Source organism: Arthrobacter sp. SO5 (genome assembly GCF_020532805.1).
Classification (GTDB): Bacteria; Actinomycetota; Actinomycetes; order Actinomycetales; family Micrococcaceae; genus Arthrobacter.
Genome location: NZ_MQTQ01000053.1, coordinates 1 through 15,327, shown reverse-complemented (window position 1 = coordinate 15,327; position 15,327 = coordinate 1). Strand labels below are relative to the sequence as shown.

Here is a 15,327-nt window from a genome sequence, read left to right as displayed (position 1 = left end):
GGCGCCGGCTGCCCGCTGGCACTCCAATGCGGCCGTCGTCCCGCGGCCGGCCCGGCACTCCCGAAGGGGAGCTACTGGCTTCCGGCCGGGCCGGGGAGCTGGTCACGGCCCTTGACGTTGAGCTTCGCGTAGCTGCGGTACAGGTGGCCTTCGACAGTCCTGATGGACACTTGGAGCTCGACGGCGATCTGCCGGTCGCTGAGGCCACGGACGGCAAGCGCCACGATGTCCCGCTCGCGTCGGGTCAAGAGGCCAAGCGAATCGGCCTCGACTTCAGTGCCCTTGCCGGGGATGCTGTCGGCCCGGTCCGGGCAGCGCTTACGCTGCGAGATGGCCATACGTTCCCGGAGGGTGTCGCCGGCGGCCCGGTAGGCGTTCGCTGCGGCGTCGTAGGCCAGCGCCGCGAAAGTCCAGAGTTCGGCGTCCTCGCAGCTCTTGGCAGCCTCCAGGTGGTCCGCCGCCAGGTCCGTGCGGACCGCACGGGCGTAGTTGCAGAGCGCCGCTGCCCTGCAGCCCTCCAGCTCGGGTTCTAGCTCAAGCAACCGGGACGCCGCGTCCCGGTCACCGAGCGCCAGGCGGAAGGAGAGCGAGTCGAATTCAAGACCTGCGGTCATCCCGTCGCCGCGCGGCCGGCCGAGCTGCCGCAGTTCCGAGATCGCTTCGGGGTAGTTGCCGAGACGGGCTTTGCCGTAGACAACGGCCATCTCGGAGAGCGTACGCAGGTAGCGCGAGACGGCACGGGGAGCGGATTCGTAGTCCGCCAGCAACACCGCAGCCTTGTCCGTTGCGCCCATTTCCGCAGCGGCGGCGAAAGCCATCGACGCGGTCAGCGCGAAGAGCTGCTGCGGATCCGCGAGCCGCAATGATTCCAGCGCTCCGCTGAGGGTGTTCAAGGACTGGGCGGCTCTTCCCTGGTACAGCAGGATGATGCCGTGCGCCGCGTGGACTCCCCCGCCGAAGGTGATCAGGCTTGGTCCCGAACTGGCGCCGACCCCTGACAGGAGTGTTTCGGCTGCCTCCCAGTCGCCGTTGTGAATGATGGCTGCGGCAGCACGGACCACCAGGAATTCTGCGAGGAAGTACAGTTCGTCGTATCCGGCACCGGCAGCTGTCAGGGCTTCGGACGCGGCGGCAAAAGCACTGGCGGACTTGCCCTGGACGAGGAGCCGTTCCGATTCAAGGGCCAGCCGGAAGGCGGCCTCAAGGTGGTTGGCCGGGGGGCGATCCTCCGCCGGCAACGGAGGTCCAGCCGGATCCGCCTCGTACTCCCCGGCCATGGCGAGCACCATGCTGCGCATGGTCCGGTAGCGTTCCCTTGTCGCTGCAAGGATGCTCTCCGCGTCCTCCGGATTGGTTTTCGCAAGCTGTTCCCCGGCGACCAGGAGCGCTCGGGCGCGGTCCATGATGACGGCCGGCGTGTTGCCGAGGGCGGACTGCACGGCTGCCCACATCAGGGTTCCCGTGAGCAGGACCGCCACGCTGTGGCCCTTGCCGAAATCGGCCTCCAGGATGTCCCGGGCCGCTTCATAGTCGGAGGTGTTGAAGTATGTGCGTGCCGTCACGGACCGTGCCGCCATCTGCAGCTCGGGGTCCTTGACCCGACCGGCGGCTTTGCGGGCCAATTCGTCCTGGTACAGGCGGCTGGCGAGGACCGCAGCCCTGAGCAGTTGCCGGTCATCAACCTCCGCGCCGCAGTCCATCGACCAGCTCACCTGGCGCAGGAGCCCCTCGGCCGACGTCGGCTCCGCGTCCATGAGCCGCAGGAGGCTCTGCCGCAGCTGGAGGCTGCGTGCGGGGGAAATCAGGTTCCGCAGCGTATCCCCGTAGACCGAGTGCCACAGCCGCAGTTCCGGCCGGGCCGAGGGCGTCACCTTGATCAGCTCGTGTTCGATCAGCGCCCCTACGGCCTCCTCTCCCACGACGGACTCGATCAGGTCCCGCCCCACGGGCTCCGCCAGCGCAACAAGGTTCAGTGCCTGCCGCTCGTCCGGCGAGCGCCGGAGCAGCTGCCGGCGTACGACGTCGGTCAGCCGGTCCCCGTGGCTGTTCAGGGGCTGCGTGAGCAGCCACACCCCGTTTCGCTGGAGCAGGGTTCCGTCATGCTTCGCGTCATCGATCAGGCCATTGAGCAGCAGGGGATTGCCGGCCGATGCTTCCCAGAGGACTTCGCCGACATTCGGCAGCACCTGGGGGCCGAGGCCGTGCTCCAGCATTTCGTTGGTCTGCTGCCGGGTCAGCGGCCGCAGGTCCAGCCGCACCGCTATGCCTTCAAACCACAACTGCAGCAGCGTTTCGGGCAGGCCCGGACGGGCCGCGGCCGCCACGAGCAGTTTCGCCCAGCCGGCCGCGGCGAGTTCCACCAGGATCCCGGCAGTCGCCTCGTCAAGATCATGGGCGTCGTCGACTATGAGCAGGAGCGGCCGGCCGGTGGCGCGCCGTTCATCCTCCAGATGGGACCAGAACGTCCGCAGGACCGCCAACTGCGAGGTGGCTTCCTGCACCGGGAGCCCGACGATAAACGGTCCGAGGACGCCGTAGGGCACCATCGCCAACGATGGGCTGCCGTGGATCCGGACAGGCGTCACCTCAGGCTGGAGTTCGGCTACGACCGCCTCCAACAGGGTTGATTTGCCGATTCCGCTGTCGCCGAGCAACATGACGGCGACGTGGCTGCTTCCCCGGATGGCCGTCACCGCTGACCTCAGGTCATCGGTCCGCCCTGTCAGGGCGGCTGCGGGCACCTCGGTCCCCGGACCGGCTGCGCGGGGCCTAGATGAGTCCAAGCAGATCACTTCGCGAGGAAACTCCGAGCTTCGTGAACACCTGGTACAGGTGTCCCTCCACTGTTCTGACTGAAATGCCCACTTCGAGAGCAATGTCCTTGTTGGACACACCGTTTCCGGCGAGGGTAGCGATCTGCCGCTCCCTGTCCGTCAGGAGCGGGCCCTTGTTGCGCGGAATGACCGGCAGCGCCGGAACAGACTCTGCGAGACTCTCCAGCATCGTATGCGCGGCGCTGGCGCTGGCGCTCAGACCAGCTGCCTTGGCGAAGTCGAAGGCAAGGGCGGCGCAGCGCGCCTGGACGGCGTCCAGTTCCAGGGACGCGGCCAGGTGGGCCGCCGCCAGCATGGTCCCTGCGTCCTTCTTCCGGCTGCCGATCGCAATAATGGACGACAATTCCGCGAGTGGACCCTGCCGCCGCGTGGCGATGTCTTCGAGGAAGTGGAAATCCTTGGCCGTGCCGTTAACCGTCGCGCCGAGCATGAAGATACCGGCCAGGGTGTAGCGGCCGGCCCTGAAGTGCATTTCGGCCGAGCGTACCAGCCGGTCCTTCGCCTCCGGGTCGCCCAGCCAGCGCGAGGCCATGTCCATGCAGAAGTCGGCGGAGCTACGGATCATGAAGCGGGCCGGAACGTCCGTGGAGCGTGCCCTGTCAAGGTAGACGCTTGCCTGCATGGAGTTTCCGGTCTGGGCGTAGGCGAACGCAGTGGCGGCGTAGGCCTGTCGCAGCGATTGCAGGCTGGAACGGACCTCCAACTGGGCAATGGCAGCCAGGAGCGGGTCCAGGGCCATGTAGCCGCGGCCCGCGTAGACATAGGCAAGTCCGACGGCAAGGTCGGTGGCGGCGCTGCCGGAATGCAGACCGTGGCCCGCACGGCCGCTGGCGTCTTTCAACATGTCGATGCTCTGGCGCCAGTGGCCGGAGAGCAGGAGCACATTGAAGGAGCGCCACGCGAAGTTCTCGCGGATCCGGGGAACGTTCGACCATTCGCTCAGCTGGCCGCCGATCTCGCGCATCAGCGTCCGGGCCTCAAGCTCCTTGCCCGTCATGCACAAGGCCTCCATCAAAATGATGGCCGACCTGAGCCGGTGCACAGGATCGACGCCGTTCCCCGACGCGGACGCCGCAGCGCCGAGCCGCTCCATCAGGGGTTCGTAGTCACCGATGAAGGAGAGGTAGCTGTATTCGCACAGGTCCAGGCACAGCGTGGCGCGGGTTAGCTCGTCCGGTGTTGCCGGGGGCTCGCTGATGCTGAAGTCGTGAAGCCTCATCCGTGCCTGCCGGATCAGCTCGGGCACCTTCCCTGCCCGGTCCTCCAGCCATGACATGCAGTCGGCCTTCGCGGCAGTGATGTCAGCGAAGGCTTCGGCCGGTAGGTCGCGGATTTGGCGTTCCGAAATATCGTCGAGCGCCGACATCGCCTGCAGCGGGAGGCCCAGCTGCAGGTAGGCGGCGGCTTTCTGCAGCTGGCCTTCGGCCCATTCAGGATCCCTGGGGTGCAGGCTGCCGGCGCACTTGAGCGCGAACTTGGGATCAAAGAGCTTGACGGCGGCGCTGGCCGCTGCCAGCGCATGGGGCGGCGCCAGCGGCGCTTCGCAGTCGTGGGTCCATGCCGCATACGCCAGCAGGTCCTCAACGGTCAGTTCGCCCAGCTCGTGTTCGAGATGGCCGGGAACCTTGTCCCTGAGCTCCAGCCGGCGCTCCACGCTCAGCCAGTTCCGGACAATATCGCCCAGGTAGTGGTCGCCGAGGGAGACGAGGTGCTGCTCGGTCCGGTCGACGAGGATCTGGCCCGAGTCCTCCATGTCGGCGATGATCCCGGGGCTGTACATCCTCGCGAGCCGCGACAGCGGTAGGGTTCGGGCGCAGGAGAGTACCTCGATGACCTCCCGTGCCACCGGATTTTCCCGCGCGTATCTGGCCCTGACAATGTCCTCCAGCGCGGTGCGCCCGTCGAGGACCACCTCGTCAAGGAGGGTCCACACCGATCCGGACAGGACAAGGTTTCCGCGTTCGATCTGTTCCGAGACGACAGCCTGCAGCAGGGTGGGGCTACCGCCGACCAGCTGGTGCAACTGGCTTCCAAGGGCGCTGGACACCCGGTGCCCGAGCGCCGTTTGGAGCACGTCAAGGGTTTCCACCTCTGTCAGGTTCGCGAGACGGACCTCCGCCAGTTGCCCGGACGTGAGGAGCCAGTAGAAGTCGGGAGGCAGGTCCGTGGTGCGCTGGGCTGTGGCGACGAGCCTGGCCGTTCCGGTCTGGAGCAGGTTGAGCAGGACGCCGGTGCTCGGCTCATCCAGGGCGCCGGCGTTGTCAAGGAAGATCACACACGTTCGTCCCGCGGCATCTTCGCGGATCAGCGAAGTAATCCCGTGCAGGATGGCGGTAGGCGAACCGAGGGAACTCTGCGGAAGCCTGGCGAGGGTAAACGCGAGGCAACCGTATGGTGTGGCCGTGCCGGGGCCGGAGGTCCGGAGCTGGAGGGTATGGACATCGGGGCCGAAACCCGCGAGTGCGGTCCGGCCCACGAGGGACTTGCCCACGCCGCGGTCGCCGGTGATGATGACGCCCATGCTGTCATCCGCCAGCAGGGCCATCCGGACCCGGTCGGCGTCGGCAGCCCGCGCCAGAACGGACCACCTGTGTCCCGTCACGGACCCGGCAGAGTCTTTTTCTTCGGCGGGTGCCAATGTAGTGGAAACATTCCCCCAGCCCAGCGAATCCCTCGACATCTAGTTTCCTTCGTACCGCTTTGCAGACAGAAATCGAGACCGTCCGCTTAGAAGTAGCGTATCCCTATCCCCCGACATGAGAGTAGACAGATCATAGCGGGATTGAAGGATGCTTGGAAGGGAATTCCGGCGTCGACGTCGCCCGCGACACCAAGTGAAGCGCCTGCCGGCGGACTTTCTGCGGACCGGGCTACGGGGCCTTGACGGGATGGAAGGCCTGCTGGGCGGCCAGCAGGCCCTCGCTGACGAGTGCTTCAACCGCGTCCGCCGCCGAGCCGATAAGGAACGGCAATTCCTTTTTCTCTGTTCCGGAGAAGTCCCGGAGGACATAATCCGCGGTATCCATCCTGCCGGGCGGCCGTCCGACGCCGACACGCACCCGGAAATAGTCCTTCGTGGCGAGGGCTTTGGAGATGTCCCGCAACCCGTTGTGGCCGCCTTCGCCGCCGCCGATCTTCAGTTTTACCGTATTAAAAGGGATGTCGATCTCGTCATGGACGGCGATGAGGTGGCCGGGGTCGATCCCGTAGAACCTTGCCAGTGCCGAGACCGGGCCGCCGGAGACGTTCATGTAGGACATTGGCTTGGCCAGGACCATCCGGGGCCCGCCGATGCCCAGCCGTCCCTCCAGGACCTGGGCGCGGGACTTGTGGGACTTGAAGCCTCCGCCGACGCGCGCGGCGAGTTCGTCGAGGACCATCTGGCCGACGTTGTGCCGGTTGTGCGTATACTCCGCGCCGGGGTTACCGAGGCCTACGATCAGCCAGTTGTCAGTCATGGATCAGTCCTTTTGTGGGGCAGGCTGTGGAGACGACGGTGGCCGGGCCCCAAAGGGACCCGGCCACCGAAAATCTCCGGAACTACTCGGCGTCGACTGAGACCGAAGAACCTTCGGTGGTGTCGGCGGATGCTTCTTCCTCGGAGACCTCGGTGGCCTCGGAGACGTGAACGACGAGAGCCTCGGCGTCGGCCAGCAGGACGGAGCCCTTCGGCAGAACCAGGTCGGAAGCGTGGATGTGCTCGCCGGCGGCGCGGCCCTCGATGCTGACCTCAATGGCGGTCGGCAGGTGGGTTGCCTCGGCCTCAAGGGAGACGGTGGTCATTTCCTGGTTGAAAACGTTGCCGGGCGCAAGCTCGCCGGTCAGGTGCACGGGAACGTCCACGGTAACCTTTTCGCCCGTGCGGACGGTCAGGAGGTCGAGGTGCTCGATGATCTGCTTGATCGGGTCGCGCTGGATGTCCTTGACGAGGGCGAGGTGCTTTTCGCCGTTGATGTCCAGGGTCAGCAGGGCGTTGGCCTTGCGGACGGCCAGGGTGGTGGCCTTGGCCGGCAGGGTGATGTGGATGGGTTCGGCGCCGTGGCCGTAGATGACGGCGGGGATCAGGTTGGCCATGCGGGCGCGGCGGGCGAAGCCTTTGCCGAATTCGGTGCGGACTTCTGCTGCGAGCTTCTGCTCAGACATGGGTATCTCCTAGTGGACTAGCGGTGTTCAGCAAGGGCGGAGGTCTGTTTGCGACCTTCAACGCCAGGTGGCCTTGCGGCCGCCCTTCCGAAGGGAGATTCAGACCCAGTCGATCACGGAGACAGGCAGTCCGGCTAGCCGTGAATACGGATGACCGGCGCTCTCCCTCGCCAAGGTTTCGATACTAGGCTACCAGCGCGGGCACGGATTCATGAAAACGTGCCCGCGCGGGCTGGTCAGGCGTTGCCGTCGAACAGGCTGGTGACGGAGCCGTCGTCGAACACTTCGCGGATGGCGCGGGCGATCAGCGGCGCGATGGACAGCACAGTGAGCTGCGGGAAGTGCTTGTCCGCGGTGATCGGCAGGGTATTGGTGACGACGACCTCGCGGGCACCGGATTCGGAGAGGCGCTGGGCCGCAGGATCGGAGAAGACGGCGTGTGTTGCCGCGATGATGACGTCCTTGGCGCCGGCGTTCTTGAGCACCTGGACGGCGCCGGAAATGGTTCCGCCGGTGTCGATCATGTCGTCGATCAGGACGCACGTGCGGCCCTCGACCTGGCCCACGACGGTCTTGGAGACGGCCTGGTTCGGGACGGTAAGGTCCCGGCTCTTGTGCACGAACGCCAGCGGAGCGCCGCCGAGGCGCTCGGCCCACTGCTCGGCGACCCGGACGCGGCCCGTGTCCGGGGAAACAACCGTGACGTTGTCCGAGCCGACCTTGGTGCGGATGTAGTCAGCCAGCAGCGGGATGGCCATGAGGTGGTCCACGGGGCCGTCGAAGAAGCCCTGGATCTGCGAGGTATGCAGGTCCACGCTCATGATGCGGTCCGCGCCGGCGGTTTTGTACAGGTCAGCGATGAGGCGCGCGGAAATGGGTTCGCGGCCGCGGCCCTTCTTGTCCTGGCGTGCATACGGGTAGAACGGCGAAACGACGGTGATCCGCTTCGCGGAGGCCCGCTTGAGCGAGTCGATCATGATCAGCTGTTCCATCAGCCAGTTGTTCAGCGGCGCCGGGTGGGCCTGGATGACGAAGGCGTCGGTGCCGCGGACGCTCTCGCCGGCCCGGACGTAAATCTCGCCGTTCGCGAAGTCGTAGGCATCCAGGGGCAGCAGTTCGGTTCCGAGCTCCTTGGCGATCTCCTTCGCCAACTCGGGATGCGCGCGCCCAGCGGCAAGCACCAGCTTCTTCTCGCCGCGTGCCGTAATTTCGCTCATTATTGCTAGCCCTCTTCTGTAGATGCCGGAGTACTGGAGGAAGATTTTGTGGCGCCGGCGGCCTCGGCCAGCCCGGCGGAGATCGAGCCCGGGCGGTTCGTGAGGACCCAGCCCTCGGCGTTCCGCTGCGCGGCGACGGTCAGGGCCAGCGCCCCGGCCGGGACGTCGCGCCGGATGATGGCGCCGGCGCCGCTGTACGCGCCGTCGCCCACCTGCACCGGGGCGATGAAGACGGTGTTGGAACCGGTGCGCACGCCGGAGCCGATCACCGTCCGGTGCTTCTTCTCGCCGTCGTAGTTCGCCGTGATGTTGCCGCAGCCGATGTTGGTGTCCTCGCCGATCTCGGCGTCACCGGCGTAGCCGAGGTGGGAAAGCTTGGAACCGCGGCCGATCGTGACGTTCTTGGTCTCGTAGAACGCGCCGATCTTGCCGGTTTCGCCCAGGACGGTGCCGGGTCGCAGGTAGGTGAACGGGCCGACGCTGGCGTTCGCGCCGATCGTGGAGCCGGCCCCGTGCGTGCGGAGCACCTTCGCGCCCGGTCCGACGATGACGTCGGTCAGGGTCGTGTCGGGGCCGACGACGGCGTCGCGCGCCACCGTAGTGCCGCCGTGGAGCTGGGTATTGGGCAGCAGGCGGACGTCTTCGGCCAGGGTGACCGTGGAGTCGATCCAGGTGGTGGCCGGATCCACGACGGTGACTCCGGCGCGCATCCAGGTCTCGACCGTGCGCCGGTTGTGCTCGGCGCCGAGGGCCGAGAGCTGCACCCGGTCGTTGGCTCCTTCGACCTGCCAGCGGTCTTCGGTGACGACGGCGGCGACGCGGCCGCCGGCGGCGCGGGCCAGGCCGAGCACGTCGGTGAGGTATTTCTCGCCCTGGGCGTTGTCGGTGGTGACATGGGCCAGCGAGTCGCGCAGGACCGCGGCGTCGAAGGCGTAAATGCCGGAGTTGATCTCCCGGATGCCGCGTTCCGCCTCCGTGGCGTCCTTGTGCTCCCGGATACCCAGGACGGTTCCGTCCCCTGCCCGCAGGATGCGGCCATAGCCGGCGGCGTCGTCCAGGACGGCGGTGAGGACGGTGACGGCGTTGCTGTCGGACTCGTGGGTGGCCACCAGTTCGGCCAGCAGTTCTCCGGTGAGGAGGGGGACGTCTCCGTAGGTGACGACGACGGTGCCGATGAGCAAGCCCCCGGGGTCCTGCGCGTCCAGCGCCTCAAGGGCGGCTTCGACGGCACGGCCCGTGCCGGGCACCTCGTCCTGGTCGACGATCAAGGCACCAGGGTCAATCGCGGCGACGTGGGCGGCGACGAGGTCGCGTTCGTGCCGGACCACGAGTGCCAGTTCCTGCGGCCGGACGGTCCGGGCCGCCTGAAGGGCGTGTCCCACGAGGGAGCGGCCGCCGATCTCGTGGAGGATCTTGGGGGTACGGGACTTCATCCGGGTACCGGCACCTGCAGCTAGGACGATGACGGCGGCTGGGCCGGTATTCTCGGGGCTCACGTACGGGCTCTCCTTGCTCAGAGGCTTAGCTCATGCCTCTGCTCGGTGAATCTGGGTGCCCCGCGGCTGGGGGCCGGGTGGTGCACCTCGGTGGGCGGATCCGCACGGCGTGGCGGACCAGAATCCGGTCACGGCGCCAGATTCATCCTACTGGACGTGTTCCGCGCCGCGACTGCCGGGAACCGTTCCCGGCCCCTTCGACGCGCAACTGTTCCGCCCATAGGACTCGAACCTATACTCCACGGCTCCAAAGGCCGGGGTGCTGCCATTACACCAGGGCGGACCATGCCTGGGCGCTGAGCCCGTGGCACGAGAGTCAATTCTGCCATACTGCGCCGGCCCCGGGTGCGGGGTCCCGCTGCGCCCCACATAGTGCATGATGGAGCTGTGAGCAAGAGCGCAGGGATATCCGGCGGGGCGGAGGGGCGGATCGGCAGGCCGACGAGGGCCGCCGACTACGTACCCCGGCCGCGCATGACGGGTCCCCAACGGCGCAGCCAGCTGATCGGCATCGGCCGAGGGCTCTTTGCCCTCCGCGGCCTGGACGGAACCACCATCGAGGAGATCGCGGCGGCCGCCGGTGTCTCCAAGCCGGTGATCTACGAGCACTTCGGTTCCAAGGAAGGCCTGTACACGCAGGTTGTCGAGTACGAGTTCCGGATCCTGCTCACGTCCATCAACGAAGCCTTGTCCCAGGAGGCCAAGCCGCGCGTACTGGTGGAGCGGGCGGCCCTGGCACTCCTGACCTACATCGAGGACCGCACCGACGGCTTCCGAATCCTCATGCGTGACGCCCCGCCGACGCAGCCGGAAGGCGCGTTCTCCACCTTGCTCTCCCACGTCACGGCCCGGGTGGAGTACATCCTGGCCGACGAATTCGCCCGCCGCGGCTTCACCTCCGCCGACGGCGCCATGTATGCGCAGATGCTCGTCGGGATGGTCGCGATGACAGGCCAGTGGTGGCAGGACAGCCGCACCCCGGACAAGCGCGATGTGGCCGCGCATCTGGTCAACCTGGCCTGGAACGGGCTGACCGGCCTGCAAAAGGACCCCGGCCTCCGCAGCGAGGACTGAGCGCCGCGGTCCGGAGCCGGACTTGGGTCCCGGGTCCGCAAAGTGCGCGAGGGTCCAGCAGCCAACACTGGGTCCGGGGTCCGGAGCCAGCACGGAGTCCAGCAGCCAACACTGCGTCCGGGGCATGCGAGCGCCATATTTTTCCCACCGCCGTGAGGCACTTGCGCCCTCCGAGGGACATGCCCTCCTCCGGGACCGAGGAATGGACATAGCACCAACATGTCCACCCGAAGCCCGGACCGATGGACATGCCCCTCGGGATTGCACCTCTCCGAGGGACATGTCCATCCCGGCCCTGAACCACGGGACATTTTCCCAAGCACATTGCATGCTCCCCGGCCTGGGCCTGGGCCGAGGTCATGGGCCTGGGCCTGGGCGGAGGTCATGGTCCTGGTCCTGGTCCGAGGTCATGGTCCTGGGCCTGGGCCTGGGCCGAGGTCATGGCGTGGGGGTGCTCCGCGGGACATGCCCTCCTCGAGTCCCAGGGACTGGACATATCGCCAATATGCCCATCCTGAGCCCCGACCGCGGGACATGTCCCCAGGAAGTTCAGTGCTCAGAGGGGCATGTCCATCCCTAGCCCGCGCCAAGGGACATGTCCGGAGGGTCTTCAGTGTTCGGAGGGGGCGTATCCATCGCTCAGAGGGACATGTCCACCGGTGCGGAAACGCACTGAGCATGTCCCAGGGGGGCCAGGCTTTTACTCCCCCAGCACCTCAAGGGCTCCCAGCCATTCGAGCTCGAGGGCTTCGCGTTCGACCGCGAGGTCCTTGAGCTTCTTGTTGAGCCCGGCGAGCTGGCCCACTGCCGAGGCATCGGCGGCCGCGGTGGTCATCTGGGCGTGGAGCTTGTCTTCCTGCTGCTTGAGCTTGCCCAGCTGGCGGTCGATCCGGTTCTTGGCCTTTCGGGCGTCGCGCTTTTCGGCTTCCGAGGGGCCGGCCGCGGCCGGGGTGGAACTGCCGCTGGCGGCGGTCACGGGGTTGCCGCCGCCGGTGATGGTGGAGCCGGCCAGAGCCGATTCGCGCAGTTCGAGGTACTGGTCCACGCCGCGCGGCAGGGCGCGGATCTTGCCGTCGCCCAGGAGCGCCATCTGGTGGTCCGTGACGCGCTCCAGCAGGTAGCGGTCGTGGCTGACCACCACAAGCGTGCCCGGCCAGCCGTCGAGTACGTCCTCGACGGCGGCGAGCGTGTCGGTGTCGAGGTCGTTGGTGGGCTCGTCGAGCATCAGCACGTTCGGCTCCCCCACGAGCAGCCGCAGGAGCTGCAGCCGCCGCCGTTCGCCGCCGGAGAGGTCCTTGACCGGGGTCCACTGCTTCTCGTTGGTGAAACCAAGCTGCTCCACGAGCTGACCGGCGGTGAATTCCTTGCCGCCCACGTTGAAGGAGCGTTTTTCGCGCTCGATCACTTCGATCACGCGCAGGTCCGAGACGTCGTCGAGTTCCTTGACCTCCTGGGTCAGCACGGCGGTGACCACCGTCTTGCCGCGCTTGACGTTGCCCGAGGTGGGCTGGATCTCGCCGTTGAGGAGCTTGAGCAGCGTGGTTTTGCCGGCGCCGTTAACGCCCACGAGGCCCAGCCGTTCACCCGGGGCAAGCCGCAGCGTGATGTTGTCGAAGAGCTTCTGGCCGGGATCCCCGCCGAGGAAATCCAGAGTGACGTTCTCGAGGTCCAGGACGTCCTTGCCGAGCCGGGCGGTGGCCATCTTGCTCAGGGCAGTGGAGTCGCGCGGCTCGGGGACGTCGGCGATCAGGGCGTTGGCTGCCTCGATCCGGAATTTGGGCTTGGCGGTCCGGGCCGGGGCGCCGCGGCGCAGCCAGGCGAGCTCCTTCTTGACGAGCTGCTGCCGTTTGGTCTCCACCACGGAGGCTGAGCGGTCACGTTCAGCGCGGGCCAGCACATAGGCGGCATAGCCGCCGTCGAACGGGTCCATGATGCCGTCGTGGATTTCCCAGGTCTTGTTGCAGACTTCATCGAGGAACCAGCGGTCGTGGGTGACCACGAGGAAGGCGCCCTGGTTGGCCCGCCAGCGGGTCTTCAGGTGCCGGGACAGCCACGCGACGCCTTCGACGTCGAGGTGGTTCGTGGGTTCATCGAGCATGATGACGTCGTGGTCCTCGATCAGCAGCTTGGCCAGCGCCACACGCCGCTTCTGCCCGCCCGAGAGCGCGTGGACGTTGGCGTGCCAGTCGACGTCGGACACGAGTCCGCCCATGACTTCGCGGATCTGCGGATTGCGGGCCCATTCATGGTCGGCCTGATCCCCTACGATCGCCGCACCGACGGTGAGATCGCCGTCGAGCACGTCGCTCTGGTCCAGGTAGCCGATGTTGACCTCGCTGCGCTTGGTCACCCGGCCGGAGTCCGGGGTGGAGCGCATTGCCAGCAGCCGCATGAGGGTGGACTTGCCGTCTCCGTTGCGGCCTACCATGCCGATCCGGTCGCCCTCTTCAAGGCCGAGGGTGATGCCATCGAGGACGGTACGGGTTGCGTACGAGACTGTAAGGTTCTCGCCGCCGAGCAGGTGTGCCACTGGGAACTGCTTTCCTAGAAAAAAGATGATGCAGCAACAAAGGTCATGCGAATGCTGCCGAAGCTATTAAAGGAGCGTATCGGAGATGATGCGTGCCCCGTGAACCGGGCCGTGCACCGCCAGGGCGTCGAGGCCGTGGTGTCGGAGCTCCTCAGCCAGGCCTTCGGCCGAGGCCGGGCTGTGGGCCAGGAGCGCGACGGTGGGGCCGGAACCGGAGACCAGGCCCGCAATCGCCCCGCAGGATTCGCCGAGTCCCAGAGTGTCCCGGAGCCCGGGCACGAGCTCGATCGCGGCGCGCTGGAGGTCATTGACAAGGACCCTGCTCAGGGCATCAGCATCGCCGCTCCGCAGGGCCGTCAGGATCCGGGGGTCCACCGCGGCAGGTTCCTCGATCTCAATGCCCTCGGCCGAGCGCAACCCGTCCAGGGTCCGGAAGACTTCCGGGGTGGAGAGGCCGAAGTCCGCGGTGACGAGGACCCAGTCGGTCTGGGCTTTGACAAGGGCAGGCGAGAGCTCGTCGCCCACGCCCAGTCCGACGGCGGTTCCGCCGAGCAGCGAGAACGGCACGTCGGCGCCGAGTTCGGCGGCCAGATGCGCCAGCTCGTCGCGGGAGAGTCCGCTGTTCCACAGCGCGTCGCACGCCAGCAGGGTCGCGGCGGCGTCGGCCGATCCCCCGCCCATCCCGCCGGCGACCGGCACACGCTTCGTGATTTCGAGATGGACACCCGTGGAGTGCTCGGAGACGTCCCTCATGATGGCGGCCGCCTTATAGGCCAGGTTGCGTTCATCGAGGGGAATGTCGACGGCGTCAAGGTCAAGTGTGCTTGCGGGACTCATGCTCACCGTGATCTCGCCGGTGTCGGTGCTGGTGGCCGCTACCTCTTCGTAGAGTGACACCGCGAGGTAGACGCTGGCGACGGAGTGGTAACCGTCCGCGCGCAGGGGTCCGACGTCAAGTGAGACGTTTACTTTGCCGGGAGCCTTGACCCGGACAGTCCTCGCGGCAAAGCGCCCTCTCACTGCGTTCATGGCTCCACGCTATGGCATGGCGGGGTCAGGCTCCAAGCACTGCCCGCGCGGCGTCGTCATCGTCCCCGGGCCGCCGCCGGGTTCACGTGCCCGGCTGCGCGTGCGCTTCCGCGATCCGGGAAAACGCGGCGATGTCGATCACTTCACCGCGGGCGGTGGGGTCGACGCCGGCGGCACGCAGGCAGCGTTCGGCCTCCGCAGCACTGCCGGCCCAGCCGGCCAGCGCGGCGCGAAGCGTCTTGCGCCGCTGGGCGAAGGCGGCATCGATGACGGCGAAAACCTGTTCCCGCGTGGCGGTGGTGACGGGCGGTTCCCTTCGGGTGAAGGCGACCAGGCCGGAGTGGATCTTGGGTGCGGGCCAGAAGACGTTCATGCCGATCACGCCGGCCTTGCGCATACTGCTGTACCAGGCCCCCTTGACGGAGGGGACGCCGTAGGTCTTGGACCCCGGGCCGGCCGCGAGCCTGTCCGCCACCTCATCCTGGACCATCACGAGGCCGTGCCGCAGGCTCGGGAAATGCTGCAGCAGGTGCAGGACCACCGGAACGGCGACGTTGTACGGGAGATTGGCCACGAGCGCGGTGGGCTCCACCGGGAGTTCCGTGACCCGCATGGCGTCGGCCAGGACGAGGTGGAAGTTCTCTGCGGCGTCAGGGCGCCATTGGGCCACCGTGGCGGGGAGTTTCTCCGCCAGCAGAGGATCGATCTCGACGGCGACGACCGTTCGGGCGGCATCCAGCAACCCCAGGGTCAGTGAGCCGAGCCCCGGGCCGACCTCCAGCACCGTCTCGCCGGGATGAATGTCCGCGGCGGCCACGATCCGCCGGATGGTGTTGCCGTCGATGACAAAGTTCTGGCCCAGGGTCTTGGTGGGGCGGACTCCGAGTTCCTCCGCCAGCCTGCGGATGTCGGAGGCGCCCATGAGGGGCGGGGGTGCGCTAGCGGGGGTTCGTTCGGGGGTTCCCCCGGAGGTGGAGCCCGGGGCGGAGGGGATCGGTTCAGTC

General features: G+C 67.3%; 10 protein-coding genes and 1 tRNA gene. 1 reads left to right on the top strand and 10 read right to left on the bottom strand.

Going from position 1 to position 15,327, the window contains the following annotated elements:
- Positions 1-71: 71 nt before the first annotated feature.
- The 7 genes from BJG92_RS08815 to BJG92_RS08785 all read right to left on the bottom strand — a co-directional run bounded on the left by BJG92_RS08815 (position 72) and on the right by BJG92_RS08785 (position 9,973).
- Positions 72-2,783 carry a LuxR family transcriptional regulator gene (locus BJG92_RS08815; protein ID WP_232083654.1) on the bottom strand — a complete coding sequence of 904 codons (2,712 nt, stop codon included), beginning with the start codon at positions 2,781-2,783 and terminating at the stop codon, positions 72-74.
- Positions 2,770-5,436 carry a LuxR C-terminal-related transcriptional regulator gene (locus BJG92_RS08810; RefSeq protein ID WP_308011642.1) on the bottom strand — a complete coding sequence of 889 codons (2,667 nt, stop codon included), beginning with the start codon at positions 5,434-5,436 and terminating at the stop codon, positions 2,770-2,772. Before BJG92_RS08810 ends, BJG92_RS08815 begins: the two co-directional genes overlap by 14 nt.
- A 268-nt stretch (positions 5,437-5,704) precedes the next feature.
- Positions 5,705-6,292 carry an aminoacyl-tRNA hydrolase gene (gene pth / locus BJG92_RS08805; protein WP_232083652.1) on the bottom strand — a complete coding sequence of 196 codons (588 nt, stop codon included), beginning with the start codon at positions 6,290-6,292 and terminating at the stop codon, positions 5,705-5,707.
- An 82-nt stretch (positions 6,293-6,374) separates the two neighbouring features.
- Positions 6,375-6,977: a 50S ribosomal protein L25/general stress protein Ctc gene (locus tag BJG92_RS08800; RefSeq protein WP_232083651.1), complete on the bottom strand. Its 603-nt coding sequence runs from the start codon at positions 6,975-6,977 to the stop codon at positions 6,375-6,377.
- Positions 6,978-7,213: 236 nt separating this feature from the next.
- Positions 7,214-8,194, bottom strand: coding sequence for a ribose-phosphate diphosphokinase (locus BJG92_RS08795; RefSeq protein WP_232083650.1), 981 nt, complete (start codon positions 8,192-8,194; stop codon positions 7,214-7,216).
- 5 nt (positions 8,195-8,199) lie between these two features.
- Complete coding sequence (gene glmU, locus BJG92_RS08790; RefSeq protein WP_232083649.1) at positions 8,200-9,690, bottom strand: bifunctional UDP-N-acetylglucosamine diphosphorylase/glucosamine-1-phosphate N-acetyltransferase GlmU; 1,491 nt, start codon at positions 9,688-9,690, stop codon at positions 8,200-8,202.
- Positions 9,691-9,901: 211 nt separating this feature from the next.
- Positions 9,902-9,973 (bottom strand) — tRNA-Gln (locus tag BJG92_RS08785).
- 191 nt (positions 9,974-10,164) lie between these two features.
- On the opposite strand from BJG92_RS08785, the gene BJG92_RS08780 reads away from it, so the two are divergent.
- Positions 10,165-10,764, top strand: coding sequence for a TetR/AcrR family transcriptional regulator (locus tag BJG92_RS08780; protein ID WP_232083840.1), 600 nt, complete (start codon positions 10,165-10,167; stop codon positions 10,762-10,764).
- Positions 10,765-11,464: 700 nt separating this feature from the next.
- On the opposite strand, the gene BJG92_RS08775 is transcribed toward BJG92_RS08780, so the two are convergent.
- The 3 genes from BJG92_RS08775 to rsmA all read right to left on the bottom strand — a co-directional run bounded on the left by BJG92_RS08775 (position 11,465) and on the right by rsmA (position 15,245).
- Positions 11,465-13,294 (bottom strand): ABC-F family ATP-binding cassette domain-containing protein, encoded by a 1,830-nt coding sequence (locus tag BJG92_RS08775; RefSeq protein WP_232083648.1) that lies wholly within the window; start codon positions 13,292-13,294, stop codon positions 11,465-11,467.
- 66 nt (positions 13,295-13,360) lie between these two features.
- Entirely contained in the window at positions 13,361-14,323 is a 963-nt protein-coding gene (locus BJG92_RS08770) for a 4-(cytidine 5'-diphospho)-2-C-methyl-D-erythritol kinase (RefSeq protein WP_232083647.1), read from the bottom strand.
- A gap of 82 nt (positions 14,324-14,405) precedes the next feature.
- Complete coding sequence (gene rsmA, locus BJG92_RS08765) at positions 14,406-15,245, bottom strand: 16S rRNA (adenine(1518)-N(6)/adenine(1519)-N(6))-dimethyltransferase RsmA (RefSeq protein ID WP_232083839.1); 840 nt, start codon at positions 15,243-15,245, stop codon at positions 14,406-14,408.
- Between the last annotated feature and the right edge of the window lie 82 nt (positions 15,246-15,327).